Source organism: Psychromonas sp. SR45-3, assembly GCF_014163575.1.
Taxonomy (GTDB): domain Bacteria; phylum Pseudomonadota; class Gammaproteobacteria; order Enterobacterales; family Psychromonadaceae; genus Psychromonas; species Psychromonas arctica.
The window spans coordinates 15,261-34,959 of record NZ_JACJDP010000043.1 but is presented as its reverse complement, the minus strand read 5'-3'; the positions used below and the strand labels follow the sequence as shown (position 1 = coordinate 34,959).

Sequence of the window (19,699 nt, the reverse complement as noted above, 5' to 3'; positions counted from 1 at the left end):
TTTGCAGAGATAATAGCGGCTTTGATTTCTTCAGGGTTATGCCCATCAACAGAAATGACTTGCCATCCGTAAGCTTCAAAACGCTTAGGTGTATCGTCTGTGAACCAACCTTCTACATCACCATCAATTGAGATACCGTTGTCATCCCAGAAAGCAATCAGTTTACCTAGACCTAACGTACCCGCTAAAGAACAAGCTTCATGCGAAATACCTTCCATTAAACAACCATCGCCTAGGAAAGTGTAAGTATGGTGGTCAACAATGTCGTGACCTTCTTTATTAAAAGAAGCCGCTAAAGAACGTTCAGCAATTGCCATACCGATCGCATTCGTAATACCTTGCCCTAATGGACCGGTTGTTGTTTCCACACCAGGTGCGTAACCATATTCTGGATGACCCGGTGTTTTTGAATGTAATTGACGGAAGTTTTTAAGATCTTCAATTGATAAATCATAACCTGTTAAATGCAGTAGAGAGTAGATAAGCATTGAACCGTGGCCGTTAGATAGAATAAAGCGGTCGCGATCAGCCCAGTTTGGGTTAGTTGGATTATGCTTTAAAAAATCCGTCCATAAAACTTGCGCAATATCAGCCATACCCATTGGTGCGCCTGGGTGACCTGAATTGGCTTGTTGGACAGCATCCATACTAAGGGCGCGTATTGCGTTAGCTAACTCTTGACGAGAAGGCATCTGTTTCTCCTGATTACATTTTGAATTAATGAAAATTGCGGACATATGAGGCGCGGATTATCCCAAATACCCAGAGCAGGGGCAATGGTAAAGTTAAAATTTGATCACATATTTAAACAAAATAAAGATCAATCTAAGAAGAGAAGCTGAAAGAAATAAGATCCAGATAAGGATAAACTAATGTACCTTATCTGGGATAAGTGCAAGCTTAACTATGTTGCTCTGCGTAACCTGCATTTTTATTTGGCCCAAAAACAAAGATAATGCCCTTGTCTAAAAGAATTTGTGTGGTTTTATCAAAAAAGGTAATCGCTTGATCTGTAGGCATATGCTTGAGAATTAATTCAATTGCTATATCAAATCCTTTGGCATCTGGAAAAGCATTAACTAATTCACCTGACTCAATGAAATACAGATATGTATTAATTTTTTCTTGTAACGTGAATAGATGAACATCGTCATGGTCCCACACTAATGAATCGATAATACTTAAAAAGACTCGTTTTGCTTCTTTCTCCATACCAATTGCATCAATGCTATCTGTATCTACTACACTCATAAATAACCTTTATTTTATCTTTTTTATTTAACTGATTCGTTCAGGAAGATGCATAATCTATTTTATAGTTCTACGCCACCAGCCTATACCAGCAACTTATACAATTAAACTATTACAATTAAACTATGTGATTAATTTATTGGGAATAGTTGACGCCACATTGCCATCCCACCTTCCACACTATAAGTGTCTTCATAACCTTGCTCAGCTAAATATTGAGCCACACCTTTACTGCTATTACCATGATAACAAACCACAAAAACTGGCGTATCAAACTCAACTTTATCGAAAAATTCTTTCAACGTATCATTGTTTAAATTGAATGCACCTTCGACATGATCCGCTGTATAAGATTGAAGATCGCGAGTATCCACAAGAATAGCTTCTTCATTTTGTAATCGTTGCTTTGTTTCTGCTATTTCTATTAACTTGAATGTGGGCATGCTTATTCCTCTCATTAAAATGGTTTAATTCATTAATTGGTTAGGAGATATAGATAAAACACTGATATCTCTTTTAACTATGCGTATCATGCACTAAAATGAAGCGATTGCATATTCCACATATAATCAGAGTAACCTCTATATGGCCCATATAATGCCAATAAGAAAATTCAAGTGAAACCTAAAATCACCTAAGTAAACCTATTTAATTAAAATATCGTAAAGAGTAGGTTTTGTTTAAAACTTACAGATTAAAAATATAAACAATTTAATAAAGAGCCATTTAATGACTACTAAGAATTTAACTTTCCTCACTTCTTTCTTAACTTTCCTATACTCCTTAACATTACTTGTGTCAGGAAAAAGTTATTCTTACATTGCTATTCTACTATGCATTATTTCTTTGTTAATTTTACCTATAACCTTAAAAAACAGATTACCTTCTGAGTTTTACAAAATTGGTTTTTCATTCATTTGCTATGCATTGGTTACTGCTTTATCACTATTAATATTAGGTGGTAAACTCAGTAACTTAGATATGCCTAGTCGAACGCTTTTTATCCTTCCTGCTTTTATTCTCCTATTGAGTTTTCCTCCGAAAAAGGAATGGATTTTTATAGGAATTTTAACAGGCTCTTTCATCAGTGGGTTGATTGCTCTGTATCACTATCAAGTTTTAAATATACGAGCATTCGATGGTTTTGGATACATGATTATTCAATCAGGTGATATTGCAATGTCACTTGGTATTTTTTCTTTAATTATTGCTATTCAACACTTTAAAGACAAAAAATCTAAATTGGTAATAATCGCTTTAATATGTGCATTTTTTGGTATCCTGGCAAGTATGCTGTCAGGTTCTCGTGGGAGTTGGATCATAGCGCCCTTTGTTATCATTTGGTTGTTAATAGTCAACCGTCAATTAATTTCTGTAAAAGTAGGGGTAACCTTAACAATAATACTTATGAGTAGCAGCTTAGTTTCTTATGACATTGTAGATAAACGCATTAAGAAAGCAGTTCAAGATATCACTCAGTATAGTGAGCAAAATAATAGCAACTCATCTCTTGGCGCACGTATAGAGATGTGGAAAAGTGGCGTCTATAATTTTATAGAAAATCCAGTCTTTGGTACGGGTTACAAGGACAGACAAAAATATAACCAAGCTCTAGTTGACAAGAAGCTAGTTGCCCCTATTGTCCTTAACTTTGGTAGGCTACATAATAGTTACATTGAAGAGCTATCTATAAAAGGAATTATTGGCTTAACAACATTAATGCTGTTCTTTTGTTCCCCTTTATACTTTTTCATAGCTAAAAGAAATGTTAAAAATAGTGTTTTTGCACAACTAGGTATTGCACATATTATACTTGTCATGGGCTATTGCTTGACTCAAAATTATATAAATCATCATTCTGGAATGCTGCATTACTTAATGTATACGATAATATTTTACGCAGTCTTCTTTCATACAAATCAGGTATCAGTTTCTGATAAAAATAAGGTAGTACTATGAAAATTCTCGTTTGCAGTTCATATAAGCATGCTTGGAACAGTGTAAGACCTGAAGCTGAAATGTTTATTGAGATGGTAAATCAAGGTCATCATGTAACAGTCATGACACAAGGAGATAGCCCTTATAAAGAGAGATTTATTACCTGCGGTGTCAATGTCATTGATGGTTATCCTTCGAAAAAAATATGTATTACTACGATCAAAAAAATTCGTAAAGTGTTACAAGAAAATAACATCGACATTTGTTATGCGTTTAATTCTAAAACAATCCCTAACGCTGCATTTGCATGTATTGGGACTAAAGCTAAATTAGTTGTCTATCGAGGCACTACAGGCGGCTTGTATCGTCATGACCCATCGGCTTACTTAACTCAGTTACATCCTCGCGTTGACGGAATTGTATGTGTTTCAAAAGCAGTAGAAAGAGATGTTGTTCAACGAGTTTGGAAAAATAAAAACAATGTTGTGACTATTTATAAAGGTCACAAGCTAGAGTGGTATCAAGTTACGCCTACTCCACGTAGTGAATTCGGTTTAACGGATGAACATATTGTTGCGATATGCGCCGCACATGTAAGGCCCAGCAAAGGTATTTCTCTTTTATTACAAGCGACCCATTCTATTACAAACCCAGATTTTCATTTGATTTTAGCTGGTAGTGGATTTGAACCATATTTTGATGAGATCAAAGCAAGTCCAATGAGTGAACGTATTCACTATATTGGGCATAGAACAGATATTCCGTCATTAATGACAATGGCAGATTTTCAGGTTCAACCATCAATTAGTGGCGAGGGTTTACCTAGAACCATTATTGAAGCAATGGCAAATGCGACTCCATCCGTCGTAACAACAACAGGAGGCTCACCTGAACTTGTTGTGGATGGTAAAACTGGCTTCATAGCGGAAGCCGGTAATGTTCAAGAGTTTGCAGATGCAATGAATAAGCTAATTAATAATAAAGAACTAATTCAATCAATGAGTATTGCCGCACAAAAGCGCTTAGCACAAAAATTTAACGAGAAAAATACTGTTAAAGAACACTTAATGTTCTTTAACAGACTACTTAATTGAGTGATGCACAAAATAGACGTAGTTCTATCATTTAGTGCTTCTTTTGCATTGTATGAAAATAAGTTTTTATAATTAAAGAGATAAACATGAAGAATAAAATTTATACCGATATTAGTGTTGTGGTTCAAGGGCCGGTGCAAAGTTTAGGCAATAGAGGACAAGAAGAGGGTATAACTAAAAAATGTCTCAATTCAGTTAGAGCGTATTTACCTGGGGCTAAAATAATTTTATCTACATGGCACAATCAAAATTTAGATGGTCTAGATTATGATGAATTAGTTTTATGTGAGGATCCAGGTCAGAATATTCGTAAATACAATAAAGATGGCTCACCTAAATATTATAATAATAATAGACAAATTGTTTCAACTTTAGAAGGTCTTAAACGAGTAACAACCAAGTATGCGATCAAATTAAGAAGTGATAATTATCTAACATCTAATAACTTTATATCATTACAAACGCAGTTCCCTGCTCGAAGTAATAAATATAGATACCTTAAAGAAAGAGTTGTTACAGCGAACGCATTTACTAGAAAGTACGCTAAAGGACAAAAAGTAGCTTTTCATTTAAGCGACTTTTTTTATTTCGGTTTGACTGGTGATTTACTCACGTTATGGGATTTACCTTTAGTCAAAGATTATAAAAAGAAATCTGAACACGATTTTAGTCCATCACACCCTAATTATATAACTGATTGTACTCAATTATTTTGGTTACAAGCATTACAAAAATTTGAACCTTCAATTACACTTGAACACTTATTAGACAATAGTAAAGAAAAATCTAAGCAATCTGATATCTGTTATGCAAATAATTTAATTATTTCTTCTCCCGAGGAGATCGGACTTAATTTAGGCGAGAAATTTTCTAACGGGAAAGTCAGAATATCAAGAGAAAGAGGAAAGTGTGCTCATATCTACTTTCATGAGTGGCAAGATCTTTACAAAAAATATTGTGACCCAACTTTTAATATAGAACCTGCATATATACTTAGATTTAAGTTGTTTATTAATCGTCTAAAATACATCTTTCCCGTTTATTTTGAAGCAAAGATTCGTCAGTTAAAACGGAAAAAGTATAACGTATCTTAATGTTATAGAGTTACTTTTAAGTAACTCTAGCTATTCCATAAAAATAAATAGCTCATTTTTTATGAGTGAATATTTTAAAAAGCATTGGCTCTAAATAGCTAACAGTAATTTTGCTTCAATTAATGTAAAACTATCTCAAGATATTGATAGTATTAAATCGTCCAGAATAAGATTAAATTTCCTCCATTATGTTTATTTCAAAATCAATTTAAAATCAGTATAAAGTTTACTAATGGGTAACTTAATGAATCTTCTTATCGATAAACTCAGCTGTACTTTTGAGAAAGGAATTTTTTGCTTTTTATTACAATACTTCTGATAGAGCTTCAACCAATCTATGTGGCTATATTCATTTGCTCTTTTTATTTTTCGAATAGAGGCATCTCTCAAACCTAAGCCCATAACTTCAGGATCTGCAATAATAATATTATTTGCTAAAAACTCATCCCAAAAATTTAAGTCCTGTTTAGTCGAATCATAACGATGAACCATTAATGGTGAATCTTTAGTTAATCTTCTCATCCATATTTGACAATATACTTGTTCCGCCTCTAAAGCTTTATATCCATTTTTACGCAGCAAACTTTTATCTAATAATACTTGAGAAAACCGCTGTTCCTCAAAAGGAGGTTGTTCCCAGATAAGCTTTAAATCAGAAGTTAAACCATAATAAAAAAAATCACTCGCATTGAAAATCACTTTGTGGCCATTAGAAGTACGACGAAATAAGTTACTATTTATTACGACCTTTTCAGAAAAAAAATTATATTGTTCAGATTTTTTTGAAAATACTTTTTGAATATTAACGAATTCATTTCCAATAAGAAAATTATCACTTCTTAATTTAATCGCATAAGGCGTAGTTACAACTGCAAGTCCAGCTTTTGTAGACAGCACTTGACGATGATAATTAACAGGACAATAACCATCCTTATTTTGTCCGGGATCTACACTTAACACTAATTTATCATACTCTAGATGACTAATATCCTGCCCTCTCCAAGTAGAAAGAACTATAGTCGCACCGGGTAAATGCTTTCGAATACTTAATAAACATTTTTCTGTTATACCTTCTTGTTGCTTACGAGCTTGAGAAGATTGTACCGGACCTTGCACTACAACACTGATATTTTCAAATTTTTCCTTCATGTTGGTTAACCTTCTAAAAAGGCGATATATTCGTCAGGAACTCCACAAAAAACAACATCAGATCGATCAATCAAATGAAAGTGAATTTCATTATTATCTTTAATTAAATAATTATATAAAGGTGCAATATATAGTTCACCTTTTTCCCATTCACTTTCTGGTTTTGCAATATAATTATTATAAGCTCGGTTAAAAATATTGATGCTTTTGAAATAATATAAACCTGTACTGCATAAGTTTGAAATAGCTCGTTTTTCTGCTGTTTCGATGACTTTAGTGCTGTTGCTAGATTCTGGCTTTGCAAATGACCAATTATCACCTTCCCCTTCAAATACCTCTAAATAACCATCCCAATGTTCGATATTCTTAGGGTAATTAAATGCTGGTCTAAATGTATCAATATTAAAAATAGTGATTGCTTCTTCACTATTAGCTATTGATTGCAAACCAAGGTAGACAGTTTCTGCTTGCCCTTTTGTCTCTTTATCCAAAATAAAAATATGTGCTTCTTTTATTCCTAAAACAGCGATCTCATTTTTGATAAACTCAACCGTCCCTAAAATATCACGAACGATAAATAAAAAACTTTCTGTTTGAAAATACTCAGAAAAGCTATTTACAGCATGTGCAAAAAGAGACTTGCCATGAGCTTCAAGCATATATTTTGGTTTTTTATATCCAGCTTTAAAGAAACGAGAACTTAATCCAGCCATTGGGATAACGATCATTATTTAACCTCTTTAATTATTTTGTATAACCTAAATGCATTGGCCATTAATGCTTGTTGCCTTTTTTTATCGTCACTATGTAGAGGTAACATCGATAAAAATAGCTGTATTTGCATTGCGTATAAAGCATTACTTGTTAGATTAAACTTATCATTCACTAATGTTAAAAATAAGGATTGGATACCATTAATTGAATTTGGCACGTCGAGTGTAAATTGAATACTATTCTGCTTAATATCAACTTCATAGTATTCTGCTATGATCCAATCATATAACCCTAATATTGAATGACTAAGTTTAGCTACATCATAAAGACCATCACCAAAAATAGTAAAATTTTCATTTAAATCGATCCCTCGAGGATCAATTGTTTTTATATTATTGGTTCTAAAATCATACAATATATTACTAAAGCAAAAGTCACCATGAACTACGCTATTATGATGACTTGCGGGGGGTAGAAATTGTTCACTACATTGTAGTAAATCAGAAAATGAAGCGTTTAAATTTTGATTGTACAACCATTTAGTCTCCATAGTACAGCCAATTTCCTGACAATACTCATTAAGTCTAACTGTCGTTTTATCTTGAAACATGGCTTTTAAATCAACACCTGCAGATTGATTAGGTGCTTTATATTTATGGCATTCTTCTATAAAAAACAAGCAATTACTAAGTATTTTTTTCCATACAATTTCAGGAAGAACAGAAAAAACATACAGTTCATTGAGCGCAGTATAATGAAGGTACTCTAATTGATAAGAAGCACTTTCTTTAGTGATAATTGAACCAAGGTATTGGGGCAAAAATATTCTTAATTGAGCAGGTACATTTTCAAACCAGTTAGCTTCTGCAGAGATTTTTTCAATTTTATGACTAGATTTTCTAATCCAACGAGGAGTAATCTCAAGATTATTAAAAGCACGTTGAGTAGTGAATTTTGCTTTAGATCTATAGTAAGTATTTAGATGTCCAAAATCTAACCAATTATCAACCTCGAGTACGCTTAAATTACACTTTTTATGATAATAATTAAGGCTCTCAATAAAATCCCAATGCGCCATAACTAGTGCCCTAACAAGTTGTTTAGGTTGATTGAAATTAAAGTAACCACACACTACGTTATGCTTGTCTAACTCTTCCCCCCCCTCACTAGTGTTTAGCCAAATACTATTATCATTATTAACAACAGCCCAATGGTAACTACTATCGACTTGAGAAATAGAAATAATATTTTCATTGCTTGGCAAGTTAGGTAATAAAGTATCACCAAAAAGAATACTTAATGAGACCTGATTATCATATTCGGCTAAATTTAATGCAGATACTAAAGACTCGCCTAGCGATAAGCCTTCAGGAATTTTTAGAATAGTTACATTGTGTAGAGCAAGCCAAGTTAAATCATGATTATCAGGAGTAAAACCTTCGGGTAGACTCAGAAATATTTTTTTATTTTCAGGCGCTGATTTTACTTGATGCTGAAATAAACGCCTATTACCTAATGGCAAAAATGATGGAGGAATTTTACCAAATTCTGAACGTAGTTCTTGAGTGATATAATCACCCGACATAATCAAGAACATTACTTTTCCTTAGCCAATAGATCTTCTATTTCATTGATGCTTAAAGCAGAAAACTCTGATGGGCGAATAGCACGATCATCGATATAAAACCCATCATGCCCACACCAAGGCTTACCAACTAATATTTCATCGAATGGAACTTGGTGTTTTTCTAACCAAGCAGTAATAATAGGTAAGGTAAATATATTAATCTTTCCTACATTACCTTTATAAGTACGCATATTTCGAGCGGTATGAATAGTTATGCTATAACCTAATTCTTTATAATAACGAAGCTGTTTAATAACCTCTAAATTAGGTGAAACATTAATGTAATCATTTGTATCTGCTTTAGTAATAGTGCCATCTAAATCAACAATTAGTTTTTTCATTAATAATGTAATCCATTTCAAATATGTATTAAGTATCTTAATTTATATACTTCGTAAACCATGCCTAAGAGTAATTAAATGTCTATCAACTTCGGTCGTTCTCAAGTAACCACAAACCTGCATATTTATTAAAATTACCATGTGCATAACGCATTGCGACTAAAAAACCGATACTGCCATCTAACATACCCAGCCTTAATACATAAATATGAAAAAACACCCACATGGATCTTAATAAAGCTAACAACAAACCATGTGATTTTTTACCTTTACGAAAATATTTTTGTGAGCCTAACCAAGCATAATTGGCTGATTTATCTAACCCATGTTTAAAATCACGATGAGTGTAATGTAATAAAATACCTTTCATTTTCCCAAAGTTAGTACCGACTGGAATCACTTTTTCATGCACTTCATCCAAAGAAAACTCAGCACCTTCTCTTTTAAATAAACGTAAAACAGCACGAGCACTTCGTCCGTATTTTAAGGTTTTACCATGGATAGTGACGCCCCAAGGAAGTTTATAGGCATCATGTTGAATAGCCGGCTGTGCAAGTAACTTAGATAGCTCGGCTTGCATTTTTTCATCCAACGCTTCATCTGCATCAATTGATAACACCCAATCACAGGTTGCTTTATCTAACGCCCTTTGTTTTTGTTTACCAAAACCAGGCCAATCCGTCACGAACACATGTTCAGTAAATTGTTGACAGATAGCAACAGTATCATCAGTTGAACCACTATCTAAGACGATAATTTCATCTGCAACAATTTTAACTGACTCTAGACAACGAGAGATCCTATCAGCTTCATTTTTAGTAATAACAATCACTGATAAACTATGTTTTTTTACACTCATCATATTTTCCAATATTTTAATTTCTTGCGTAGTTTTAACTGTTGAATTAGGTTGAATGCTTTAGGCCTATATTTTTAAAAGCTTGATAAGCATTCACGATTACCAACTTAATTGAACATCGGCACATAAATAGCATTAGTTGGCTTGGACTATTTATAACTACTTCAATATTGTTATCAAAACAATCTGTATAGACATTACTCATTAATTTTTCACTCTAATAAAGAGCTATTTTACGACAAAATAAAAATCACAAATACTCATATATCTTTTAATTAGAGATTCATAGAAGATAAAAATTTATCTACTTTTAAAAGGTCAAATTTCTATTATCATAAAAACACAATTTATAGATTACCGTGATATGTAAAAGCAATCAAATTAGACAAACATAATTGTAGTAGTAACTTATTTGGCTAACAGTTTAAAATTTCCAATACTTTAGTTTTTTACGTAATTTAATATTTTGGATAATGTTTTTAGGTTTAGAGTCTACCCAACCGCTTTCAATCATACCTTCAACTGCAGAAACAACACGTAGAGAAGATTTGCCATCTAAATATGGTGTCACAGAAGGGCCATATTCTTTAATACTATCAATTAAAGAAGGAGAGGGAGATAACGCTTGGTTAATCGCACCTTTTAGTTCAGCGGGTTGAGTAATATTGATAAAACAATCCATTGGAGCTCTATTGTTAACTGTTATCACTGGTTTGTTTAATAATAAAAACTCTTGAAAAACAGAAGAGTTATCGCAAATCATGATATCTGCTCTGTGTAAGGCTTCAATAACTTGATCATTTTCGAAAAACACAAGGTTATCACTTTCTAACGCTTTGTATTTTTGTACTGTGCTTTGAGCCATTTTAGGATGTAAAGTGATTATCCATTGCCATTGATTATTCTGACTTAAGCGCTTTATCTCTTCATAGACTAATTCTGCACAAGATAATGACGTTGAGAAAGTAGAGGCAAACAATATTTGAGGTCTAGAAAAAGAGACCTTTGCTTGATACTGGAATAATGAATCTAATTTGACCCACCCCGTTTGCACCACTTTGCAATGACTTTTATTTTGTATCGCGTTTAAAAGCATCTCAGTTCTTTGTGGTCCTTCCGTACAATAAAGATCAAAAAGCCCCCTTTCAGGATAAACGTTACCTCTTTTACTTTGATTCAAACCATGGAAGACTTGGACCTTTATACCCGGTATAAAAGCAGGTACATGATTTCCAGGGACAAAAACAGCATCTGCTTTATAGGTAATAGCATCATCAATTGAAATCGACTGTTCATCTTTTTCTTGCAAATACTGACTTGAAGCCTCTTTCCCGACGATTAACCACTTAACTTGGTAACCTAGTTCAATAGCGACTTTCTGTATTGGACGAAGAATATCAAATGAGTAATTTTGCTCTACATAAAAAAGAAATTTAAACTTCTCAGTCGCTTTTTTTGATAACGATGTATGCATTTTTACCCTACCATTTGAACTAAAAATAAAAGATAGTAGTGTACACTACATCTTTTTAGCAAACAGCGAATAATTGATCTTATGCTTCTACGTTTTATTTATAGTTTTTTATTAATATTAATTGCCCCAGTATTTTTATTTAGTTTATATAAATCAAAACCTAACAAGCCTAAATTTGGTCAACGTTGGAAGGAACACTTTGGATTTACACCTCGGTTACAGCATGCGACAAATGCGCCGTTCTGGATCCATGCGGTTTCTGTTGGAGAGGTATTAGCTGTTACGCCTTTAATAAAAACATTCAAAAAACAAAACCCAAGCGCGTCAATTATAATCACGACAACCACCAGCACAGGTGCGGCAGAAGCAGAAAAACTTGGTGAGTTAGTTGAACACCGTTATATGCCTGTCGACTTTTTATTTGCAGTTAATGGATTTATTAGCGCTATTCAACCGCAAGCGCTGTTTATTATGGAAACAGAACTGTGGCCAAATACCTTACATTGCTGTCAGTTAAATAACATTCCCGTCACCATTATTAATGCCCGTCTTTCTGCACGCTCTGAAGCTCGTTATAAAAAATTTCCTTTCGTTTTCAGTTTATTGCTTAAAAACATTAATTTTATATTGGCGCAAACAAAACAAGATGCACAGCGGTTTGTGAATTTAGGGTTAAAGGAACAGCAAGTCAGCGTGACCGGCTCTATTAAGTTTGATATCAAGGTAAATCACGAACAATTAACACAAGCTTCATTATTGCGTCATTCTATAGGACAAGAGCGAGAAGTCTGGATAGCTGCTAGCACGCATAAAGGTGAAGATGAACAACTTATAACAGCTCATCAACAGCTGTTATCGAAGAAACCTAATGCATTATTAATCCTAGTTCCTCGTCATCCAGAGCGCTTTTTATCGGTGCAAACACTAGCAGAGCAGACTGGTTTGTCAGTCATTACTCGTAGTAGTCAACAAGCAATTACTGACGATACACAACTCTACTTAGGGGACTCGATGGGCGAGATGATGGTTTTATTAGGAGCCGCTGATGTTTGTTTTATCGCCGGCAGTTTAATTGGGGATAAAGTGGGCGGACATAATTTATTAGAGGCCGCAGCACTTAAAAAGCCAATTTTAAATGGTCCAAGCTATTTTAACTTTAAACAAATAACCGAGCAGTTAGTCGAGCTTGGTGCTTGTACGATCTGCAAAGATAGTAGTGAAATAACTGACTCTTTGGTGCAATTATTTGATCATAAAAAAATGCGTCTTGAGCAAGGCGAAATTGCGTTTAGTTTTGTACAAAAAAATCAAGGCGCATTGCAGAAAACTATCGATGCGATGCAAACTAAAGGCGCGATACAAACTAAATAAGCAATGCAAACTAAATAAACTAGGCTTGTTGATAAGCGTTAAACAAGCAAAGCCAATCATCCTGAGTCCATTTTATCTGACGCTTATTAAGCTCTTTATTAAAGGATCTTAATAAGCGTTGTAAATTTGCTTCTTTCCAAGCTTCACCCTGTTGCTGATAACATTTATCAAAATCAATGATCCAAGCTTTTCCATCATTATCTAAAAGAAGATTATGAATGTTTAAATCCGTATGATTTACCTGAGCTTGATGCATTTTTTTTATTTGTATCGCAATCGCGTTATATTCCACTTCAGTTAATTGGCGTTGTTGTAACACCGCCACTAAATCCTGTGCATTTGGTATTTTTTCTGACAGTAGATCCGCTTGATAACAAAAGTTTCTTTTAATAACCCGCGCTGCAATAGGTTTAGGAACATTCACATCGTGCTGCTTTAACGTTTGTAACAAATGAAATTCAGCCACTGAACGTGTTTTTTGCCAACCATTAAATAAATAATGGTCTGATATTATCTTTCCAAATAAGCCACCCCGTAGATAATGACGCAGTGCGGCTTGCATTTTTGCCAATTGCACAAACCATGTTGTTCCTCGCCCTGTTGCAGAGCCGACTACTTTATCTTGTTCGAGCCAAAATTGAGCATCAAAACAACGTTCAATATCATCGCTAATTAAGCTATCATCAAACACTATATATAGTTTATTCTGCTCAACAGTTTTTAACATGACTCAATTCCATTTACTTTAAAGATAAGATATTAACATGCCTCTATTTACAACTGCACCAAAATCTATCTGTCTACTACGTCTCTCTGCTATTGGTGATGTATGCCATGCTGTTGCGATGGTGCAAGCAATTCAAAAACAATGGCCGACCACTAAAATAACGTGGATCATGGGTAAAATTGAAGCACAGTTGTTGCATGACTTACCCGATGTAGAGGTGATCGTATTCGATAAAAAAACCGGTTTTACGGGGATGAGAGCAATTTGGAAGCAACTGTCTGGTAGAAAATTTGATGCCTTATTGCATATGCAATTAGCACTGCGAGCAAGTGCACTAACACTCGGTATTAAAGCAAAATACAAAGTGGGATTTAACCGTAAACGCGCCAAAGAAGGACAATGGTTATTTACCAATAAAAAAATCCCAGATACGGCCTCACAACATGTACTAGATAGCTTTTTTGAGTTTGCTTATTTTCTAGGCATTGATAAAACAACACCGACTTGGAATATTCCACTTAGCGATGCAGACATTGAATTTGCAAATCAAGTTAGCCATTTAAACCGACCTTTGTTTGTGATCAGCCCTGCAGCCAGTAAAGATGAACGCAATTGGTTAATTCCTCGCTATGCAGTAGTCGCAGACTATGCAGCTAAAACAGGATTTGAAGTCGTGTTATGCGGTTCACCAACCCCAAGAGAACAAAAACTCGGTGAAGCAATAGAGAGAAAAATGCACCATCCGGTCATTAATCTGATTGGTAAAACATCATTAAAACAATTAACCGCCGTATTAAAAGAAGCGGCACTAGTATTAGCCCCAGACTCTGGCCCGGCTCATATAGCAACAACACAAGGAACACGGGTGATAGGTTTATACGGCCATAGTAATCCTAAACGGACAGGCCCTTACCTAAGTAAGGATAGTGTGGTTAGCGTTTATGAAAAACATGTACAAGAGCAACATAAAAAACCGTTACAAGACTTACCTTGGAGTGCGCGTGCTAAGGGCGAACATATTATGCAGGATATTAGTACAGGCCAAGTGATAGAGCAGTTTAATAAATCAACCGACTCGTTGTTTTAACGCAGCCAAACATCCCCTCTTTTGTACTGAGAGCAATTTAGCATTTATGCTTAAGCAATAAAAAAGGGCTAATACAATTAGCCCTAATATTTCATTATTTAAATGTTAGCTACGCAGCTTATAGCTCGGCTGGCAAAGTTATTAAGTTATTTTTGGTAAAATTCTTTATACCATTTCACAAATTCGGCAACACCTTCTTTAACAGTAACCGCTGGCGTGTAACCGATTGCCTTAAACAAATCACTGGTATCAGCGTAGGTTTGGTAGACATCACCCGCTTGCATTTCACGGAAGTTTTTCTTAGCCTCAATACCTAGCTCACTTTCGATCGCCTGTACAAAGTCCATCAAACTAATTGGAGAGCCGTGGCCAATATTATAAACCGCATAAGGTGCTGAGCTTGTTGCAGGGCTGCCAGCTTCAACAGTCCATTCAGGATTTTTAACAGGTTCAACATCTGCAATACGAATAACACCTTCAACAATATCGTCGATATAAGTAAAATCACGCCACATATCGCCGTTATTATTAATATCGATGGTTTCACCTTCTAAAATCTTTTTAGTGAAGATAAACGGGGCCATATCTGGGCGCCCCCAAGGACCATAAACAGTAAAGAAACGTAACCCTGTGGTTGGAATATTGTAAAGATGGGAGTAGGTATGCGCCATTAATTCATTTGATTTTTTAGTGGCTGCATAAAGAGAAATGGGATGGTCAACCGAATCGTTAGTAGAGAAAGGGACTTTAGCATTCAGACCATAAACAGAACTTGAAGAAGCATAAATTAAGTGTCCAACTTTGTTGTGACGACACCCTTCAAGAATATTAACATGGCCCACTAGGTTACTATCAGCGTAAGCAAGTGGATTTTCAATAGAGTAGCGAACGCCTGCTTGTGCGCCTAAATGTATCACTCGGTCAAATTGCTGCTGTGCAAATAAAGCTTTAATGCCTTCACGGTCGGCGAGATCTAATTTCATAAACTCAAACCTAGCATGCTCAATACGTTGTAGTCTCGCTTCTTTTAATGCGACATCGTAATAATCATTAATATTGTCAATACCAATTACCTGATGCCCCGCTGCGGTCAAGCGCTCAACAACAACACTACCAATGAAGCCAGCGGCACCCGTTACAAGATATTTCATATTAACTCCTAAATGTTGGTCATTTTTACATTAGCTAATTCAGCTAGCTCAGACAATGCAGCTATAGTAGTGATTTATCAATGCTGAGTAAATCAATCTAATGAAAAGACAATAAAGTAAAAAGCGGCGAATGAAACCAGAAATCTGATAGCATTCACCGCTTTAGATGGAAGTGGGAATTAAAAGTAAAACTAAATACTATTTACAATTATTTCCAAGCTTTCCATGCATTTATTAACCCATTAGTTGAACAATCGTGGCTATCAACACTATCGTCATTACTCAACTCAGGTAAAATTTGCCCTGCTAATTGCTTCCCTAACTCAACACCCCATTGATCAAAAGTAAAGATATTCCAGATAATCCCTTGAGTGAAAATCTTTTGCTCATACATTGCAATTAACTGACCAAGTGTACTTGGTGTGATTTTTTTCACGAGAATAGAGTTAGTTGGTTTATTACCTTCAAATACTTTATAAGGGACTAAATCAGCAACTTCTTCAGCAGATTTACCCGCAGCAGTAAACTCAGATTCCACTTGCATTTTACTTTTACCAAAAGCTAATGCTTCAGTTTGAGCAAAGAAGTTAGATAATAATTTAGCATGGTGATCACCAGCAGGATTATGGCTCACAGCTGGAGCAATGAAGTCACACGGAATTAATTTAGTACCTTGGTGAATCAATTGATAAAAAGCATGTTGGCCATTAGTACCAGGCTCACCCCAAATAATTGGGCCTGTTTGGTAATCAACCGGGTCACCGTTACGGTCTGTACATTTACCGTTAGACTCCATATTACCCTGTTGGAAATAAGCAGGGAAACGATGCATATATTGGTCATAAGGTAGAATAGCTTCTGACTCAGCGCCATAGAAATTGTTATACCAAATCCCAATCACAGCTAATAACACAGGAATATTATTTTCAAATTCGGTATTGGCAAAATGTTTATCCATTTCGTGAGCACCAGCCAGTAACTCTTCGTAATTTTCAAAGCCAATGGTTAATGCAATTGATAAACCAATCGCAGACCAAATTGAGTAACGACCGCCAACCCAATCCCAAAATTCAAACATATTTGCAGTATCAATACCAAATTCAGTAACGGCATCCGCATTGGTTGATAACGCAGCAAAGTGCTTAGCAACAAACGCTTCGTCTTGCGCAAAGTTTAAGAACCAATCACGCGCACTATGCGCATTGGTCATAGTTTCCTGTGTAGTAAAGGTTTTAGACGCGATTAAAAATAACGTCGTTTCTGGGTCTACTTTTGTTAACGTTTCAACAATATGCGTACCATCAACATTGGATACAAAATGAGTTTCAATACCTTCTACTTTGTAAGGACGTAATGCCTCAGTGACCATGAATGGACCTAAATCAGATCCACCAATACCTATATTTACCACGTCAGTAATACGTTTACCGGTATAACCCAACCACTCACCAGAATGCACTTTTTCACAAAATGTTTTCATTTGTGCTAACACTTGGTTGATTTTAGGCATCACATCTTTGCCATCAACCATCACCGGCGTATTACTGCGGTTACGTAATGCCGTATGTAAAACAGCACGACCTTCTGTAATATTTATTTTTTCACCAGAAAACTGCGCTTTGATAGCCGACGCTAAATCTACTTCTTTTGCAAGATCAATTAAGCTCGCTAGTATCTCTTCTGTTATTAAGTTTTTAGAGAAATCGAGCAAAAAGTCTTCATTAAATTGACGAGAAAATGTTTCAAAGCGTTCTGGATTTTCAGCAAATAATTGAGATATTTGCATCTCAGCATGATCATCAAATAAATTTTGTAAAGTCGACCAAGCAGCGGTTTGTGTAGGTTGTATATTTTTCAACATATGGAGTTCCCAAGTTTATGATATTAAATTGTATCTACTCACGTGTGCTTATCAGTAAATCAAAGCGACACAGAGTCCTGTAATATTTATAACTAGCATGCAAAAGCACTGAAGATGGCGTACAGCCAAGGTAATTAATTATTCTTTTAATTTGATAATATCGGCAAATTCACAGTATTCCTGTGATAAAGCGTAACATTAAAAACAAAAGAAAATAAGCTACTTAAATCAATAAAAGAGCAAACAATAAAGATCCAATTACAAAGGAAAATTGCTATCATAGTGGCATATTTATACTTGAATGACAGAAGATGTAGATTTAGCTTTTTGTAAAACCGCAATATAAAAGTACAGACATTAGAAATTTAAAGACATTGATTTTAAATAAAGAAATCAAACTGTCTTTATTACAACTGTATTAGCTTGCGCCTTGCTGAACTCAATATCTTCAGGTAGTTTGAACATAATACCCAATAATTTTATCCTTAAGGTAAAGAGATAACCATGCAAGAAAAGCCAGACAACACGACTCACTTTGGTTTTAAAACCGTTGAAGAAGATAAGAAAGTGGAACTAGTTGCAGACGTATTCCATTCTGTTGCTGCTAAATATGACATTATGAACGATGTGTTATCAATGGGTATTCATCGCATTTGGAAACGCTTTACTATTGATTGCTCTGGTGTCCGTCAAGGCCAAAAAGTATTAGACCTAGCAGGCGGCACTGGCGATTTAACAGCAAAATTTTCTCGTATTGTGGGTCCTAAAGGTGATGTAGTTTTAGCTGATATTAACGATTCTATGCTGAAAGTTGGCCGTACAAAGTTACGTGACATGGGCATTGAAGGCAATGTCAGTTATGTGCAAGCAAATGCAGAAGAACTACCCTTCCCTGATAATCATTTTGATTTGATTACCATTGCTTTTGGATTACGTAATGTGACGGATAAAGACAAAGCACTCGCCTCTATCTACCGAGTTTTAAAACCAGGTGGCCGTTTATTAGTGTTAGAGTTTTCAAAACCTATTTACACTCCGGTTAAAAAATTCTATGACTTCTATTCTTTTAATATTCTGCCAAAATTAGGTAAATTAATTGCGAATGATAGCGAAAGTTACCAATATCTTGCTGAAAGTATTCGTATGCATCCGGGTCAGGAAGAGCTAAAAGAGATGATGGAAAATGTCGGATTTGAAGGGACTGAGTACTTTAATTTAAGCGCTGGTATTGTGGCTTTACACCGTGGTTATAAATATTAAGCGTGTTATTCGAAACAATGTAATAACAGATGAAACCCTTTTACAACGAGACTCAATATGCCATTAAATAACTTGCTTTGCGGTTTATTAGAAACAGGTGTAAATCAATTACATCAATTAGATAGCAGCGCTGTCATAAAACGGAAACAACTTAATGGCACTATTATTGGAGTTAGTTTAAAAGAGCTTAATTTCCCTTTGTATTTTGTTATCTCATCGCAACAAATTGATATACTCAATAAGTTCTCCGGCGATCCTGATTGCTTTATTCGCGTCAGTGCTAGTGCGTTGCCTAAATTACAAGATAATCATCAATTAACTCACTTGATTAAAACTGGACAATTAGAAGTTGAAGGCGATATTCAATTAGTGCAACAGTTTGCACAACTATTAACAGATATGGAGATCGATTGGGAAGAGCACTTATCGCATAAAGTCGGAGATGTGATTGCTCATAAGTTTTGTTACCACGCCAAAAAAATTCAGCAGAGTGTTCAGCAACAGTTAATGAATATAGAAACACAAACGGCGCTCTATATTACCGAAGAGGTTAAACTTGCCCCTAGTGGCTTAGAGGTTGCCTATTTTTGTGAACAAGTAAAAACGCTAGATAAGCAAGCGGATAAACTGTTATTAAAGTTAAACCAGTACACCAATAAATAGAGCAAATTAACCATATGCTAACAAGTTAGCTGGAAGAT

At 34.9% G+C, this 19,699-nt stretch carries 19 protein-coding genes; 7 read left to right on the top strand and 12 right to left on the bottom strand.

All coding sequences use genetic code 11. From position 1 onward, the window contains the following. The 3 genes from H5084_RS16820 to glpE all read right to left on the bottom strand — a co-directional run. On the bottom strand, positions 1–692 hold a 692-nt coding region (locus H5084_RS16820), incomplete at its 3' end, for a transketolase family protein (protein ID WP_310735770.1). Positions 693–900: 208 nt separating this feature from the next. Beyond that, on the bottom strand, positions 901–1,251 hold the full coding sequence (locus H5084_RS16815; protein ID WP_182691701.1) for a DUF6572 domain-containing protein: 351 nt from the start codon (positions 1,249–1,251) through the stop codon (positions 901–903). Positions 1,252–1,382: 131 nt separating this feature from the next. After that, on the bottom strand, positions 1,383–1,694 hold the full coding sequence (glpE, locus tag H5084_RS16810) for a thiosulfate sulfurtransferase GlpE (protein ID WP_028869034.1): 312 nt from the start codon (positions 1,692–1,694) through the stop codon (positions 1,383–1,385). A gap of 286 nt (positions 1,695–1,980) precedes the next feature. Here glpE and H5084_RS16805 point away from each other — a divergent pair, with 286 nt between their 5' ends. The 3 genes from H5084_RS16805 (at position 1,981) to H5084_RS16795 (ending at position 5,377) form a co-directional block, all read left to right on the top strand. Then, positions 1,981–3,210: an O-antigen ligase family protein gene (locus H5084_RS16805; RefSeq protein WP_182691696.1), complete on the top strand. Its 1,230-nt coding sequence runs from the start codon at positions 1,981–1,983 to the stop codon at positions 3,208–3,210. Beyond that, positions 3,207–4,283, top strand: a complete 1,077-nt coding sequence (locus tag H5084_RS16800; RefSeq protein WP_182691693.1) for a glycosyltransferase family 4 protein — start codon at positions 3,207–3,209, stop codon at positions 4,281–4,283. The genes H5084_RS16805 and H5084_RS16800 overlap by 4 nt, the downstream gene beginning before the upstream one ends. Before the next feature lie 86 nt (positions 4,284–4,369). Continuing rightward, positions 4,370–5,377, top strand: coding sequence for a WavE lipopolysaccharide synthesis family protein (locus tag H5084_RS16795; RefSeq protein WP_182691691.1), 1,008 nt, complete (start codon positions 4,370–4,372; stop codon positions 5,375–5,377). A gap of 192 nt (positions 5,378–5,569) precedes the next feature. On the opposite strand, the gene H5084_RS16790 is transcribed toward H5084_RS16795, so the two are convergent. The 6 genes from H5084_RS16790 to H5084_RS16765 form a co-directional block, all read right to left on the bottom strand. After that, positions 5,570–6,526, bottom strand: coding sequence for a WavE lipopolysaccharide synthesis family protein (locus H5084_RS16790; protein WP_182691690.1), 957 nt, complete (start codon positions 6,524–6,526; stop codon positions 5,570–5,572). Positions 6,527–6,531: 5 nt separating this feature from the next. Then, positions 6,532–7,254 (bottom strand): glycosyltransferase family 2 protein, encoded by a 723-nt coding sequence (locus H5084_RS16785; protein WP_182691687.1) that lies wholly within the window; start codon positions 7,252–7,254, stop codon positions 6,532–6,534. Further along, positions 7,254–8,837: a capsular biosynthesis protein gene (locus H5084_RS16780; RefSeq protein ID WP_182691686.1), complete on the bottom strand. Its 1,584-nt coding sequence runs from the start codon at positions 8,835–8,837 to the stop codon at positions 7,254–7,256. The genes H5084_RS16785 and H5084_RS16780 overlap by 1 nt, the downstream gene beginning before the upstream one ends. Next, the gene (locus tag H5084_RS16775; protein ID WP_182691684.1) at positions 8,837–9,208 is read right to left on the bottom strand and encodes a capsular biosynthesis protein; all 372 of its coding nucleotides are present in this window, start codon (positions 9,206–9,208) and stop codon (positions 8,837–8,839) included. Before H5084_RS16775 ends, H5084_RS16780 begins: the two co-directional genes overlap by 1 nt. A gap of 85 nt (positions 9,209–9,293) precedes the next feature. Beyond that, positions 9,294–10,067, bottom strand: coding sequence for a glycosyltransferase family 2 protein (locus H5084_RS16770; protein WP_182691682.1), 774 nt, complete (start codon positions 10,065–10,067; stop codon positions 9,294–9,296). Between the two features lie 424 nt (positions 10,068–10,491). Next, positions 10,492–11,541 (bottom strand): CDP-glycerol glycerophosphotransferase family protein, encoded by a 1,050-nt coding sequence (locus tag H5084_RS16765; protein WP_182691680.1) that lies wholly within the window; start codon positions 11,539–11,541, stop codon positions 10,492–10,494. An 81-nt stretch (positions 11,542–11,622) separates the two neighbouring features. Here H5084_RS16765 and waaA point away from each other — a divergent pair, with 81 nt between their 5' ends. After that, entirely contained in the window at positions 11,623–12,912 is a 1,290-nt protein-coding gene (gene waaA / locus H5084_RS16760; RefSeq protein ID WP_182691678.1) for a lipid IV(A) 3-deoxy-D-manno-octulosonic acid transferase, read from the top strand. 19 nt (positions 12,913–12,931) lie between these two features. Here the strand turns inward: waaA and H5084_RS16755 are convergent, their stop codons facing one another. Continuing rightward, the gene (locus H5084_RS16755) at positions 12,932–13,639 is read right to left on the bottom strand and encodes a 3-deoxy-D-manno-octulosonic acid kinase (RefSeq protein ID WP_182691676.1); all 708 of its coding nucleotides are present in this window, start codon (positions 13,637–13,639) and stop codon (positions 12,932–12,934) included. A gap of 37 nt (positions 13,640–13,676) precedes the next feature. Between H5084_RS16755 and H5084_RS16750 the strand changes: the two genes are divergently transcribed. Then, the gene (locus H5084_RS16750; protein ID WP_182691674.1) at positions 13,677–14,726 is read left to right on the top strand and encodes a glycosyltransferase family 9 protein; all 1,050 of its coding nucleotides are present in this window, start codon (positions 13,677–13,679) and stop codon (positions 14,724–14,726) included. 146 nt (positions 14,727–14,872) lie between these two features. On the opposite strand, the gene H5084_RS16745 is transcribed toward H5084_RS16750, so the two are convergent. Then, positions 14,873–15,877: an NAD-dependent epimerase gene (locus tag H5084_RS16745; RefSeq protein ID WP_182691672.1), complete on the bottom strand. Its 1,005-nt coding sequence runs from the start codon at positions 15,875–15,877 to the stop codon at positions 14,873–14,875. 208 nt (positions 15,878–16,085) lie between these two features. Further along, positions 16,086–17,738: a glucose-6-phosphate isomerase gene (pgi, locus tag H5084_RS16740; protein ID WP_220485994.1), complete on the bottom strand. Its 1,653-nt coding sequence runs from the start codon at positions 17,736–17,738 to the stop codon at positions 16,086–16,088. A gap of 504 nt (positions 17,739–18,242) precedes the next feature. Between pgi and ubiE the strand changes: the two genes are divergently transcribed. Both ubiE and H5084_RS16730 read left to right on the top strand, forming a co-directional pair. Beyond that, the gene (gene ubiE, locus H5084_RS16735) at positions 18,243–18,998 is read left to right on the top strand and encodes a bifunctional demethylmenaquinone methyltransferase/2-methoxy-6-polyprenyl-1,4-benzoquinol methylase UbiE (RefSeq protein ID WP_028869049.1); all 756 of its coding nucleotides are present in this window, start codon (positions 18,243–18,245) and stop codon (positions 18,996–18,998) included. A 57-nt stretch (positions 18,999–19,055) separates the two neighbouring features. Beyond that, positions 19,056–19,661: an SCP2 domain-containing protein gene (locus tag H5084_RS16730; protein ID WP_028869050.1), complete on the top strand. Its 606-nt coding sequence runs from the start codon at positions 19,056–19,058 to the stop codon at positions 19,659–19,661. Positions 19,662–19,699: the final 38 nt, after the last annotated feature.

Excerpts from the sequence above, each read along its gene's own strand:
- H5084_RS16815 (WP_182691701.1), bottom strand. The coding sequence starts at position 1,251 with ATGAGTGTAGTAGATACAGATAGCATTGATGCAATTGGTATGGAGAAA.
- glpE (WP_028869034.1), bottom strand. The coding sequence starts at position 1,694 with ATGCCCACATTCAAGTTAATAGAAATAGCAGAAACAAAGCAACGATTA.
- H5084_RS16805 (WP_182691696.1), top strand. The coding sequence starts at position 1,981 with ATGACTACTAAGAATTTAACTTTCCTCACTTCTTTCTTAACTTTCCTA.
- H5084_RS16800 (WP_182691693.1), top strand. The coding sequence starts at position 3,207 with ATGAAAATTCTCGTTTGCAGTTCATATAAGCATGCTTGGAACAGTGTA.
- H5084_RS16795 (WP_182691691.1), top strand. The coding sequence starts at position 4,370 with ATGAAGAATAAAATTTATACCGATATTAGTGTTGTGGTTCAAGGGCCG.
- H5084_RS16790 (WP_182691690.1), bottom strand. The coding sequence starts at position 6,526 with ATGAAGGAAAAATTTGAAAATATCAGTGTTGTAGTGCAAGGTCCGGTA.
- H5084_RS16785 (WP_182691687.1), bottom strand. The coding sequence starts at position 7,254 with ATGATCGTTATCCCAATGGCTGGATTAAGTTCTCGTTTCTTTAAAGCT.
- H5084_RS16780 (WP_182691686.1), bottom strand. The coding sequence starts at position 8,837 with ATGTTCTTGATTATGTCGGGTGATTATATCACTCAAGAACTACGTTCA.
- H5084_RS16775 (WP_182691684.1), bottom strand. The coding sequence starts at position 9,208 with ATGAAAAAACTAATTGTTGATTTAGATGGCACTATTACTAAAGCAGAT.
- H5084_RS16770 (WP_182691682.1), bottom strand. The coding sequence starts at position 10,067 with ATGAGTGTAAAAAAACATAGTTTATCAGTGATTGTTATTACTAAAAAT.
- H5084_RS16765 (WP_182691680.1), bottom strand. The coding sequence starts at position 11,541 with ATGCATACATCGTTATCAAAAAAAGCGACTGAGAAGTTTAAATTTCTT.
- waaA (WP_182691678.1), top strand. The coding sequence starts at position 11,623 with ATGCTTCTACGTTTTATTTATAGTTTTTTATTAATATTAATTGCCCCA.
- H5084_RS16755 (WP_182691676.1), bottom strand. The coding sequence starts at position 13,639 with ATGTTAAAAACTGTTGAGCAGAATAAACTATATATAGTGTTTGATGAT.
- H5084_RS16750 (WP_182691674.1), top strand. The coding sequence starts at position 13,677 with ATGCCTCTATTTACAACTGCACCAAAATCTATCTGTCTACTACGTCTC.
- H5084_RS16745 (WP_182691672.1), bottom strand. The coding sequence starts at position 15,877 with ATGAAATATCTTGTAACGGGTGCCGCTGGCTTCATTGGTAGTGTTGTT.
- pgi (WP_220485994.1), bottom strand. The coding sequence starts at position 17,738 with ATGTTGAAAAATATACAACCTACACAAACCGCTGCTTGGTCGACTTTA.
- ubiE (WP_028869049.1), top strand. The coding sequence starts at position 18,243 with ATGCAAGAAAAGCCAGACAACACGACTCACTTTGGTTTTAAAACCGTT.
- H5084_RS16730 (WP_028869050.1), top strand. The coding sequence starts at position 19,056 with ATGCCATTAAATAACTTGCTTTGCGGTTTATTAGAAACAGGTGTAAAT.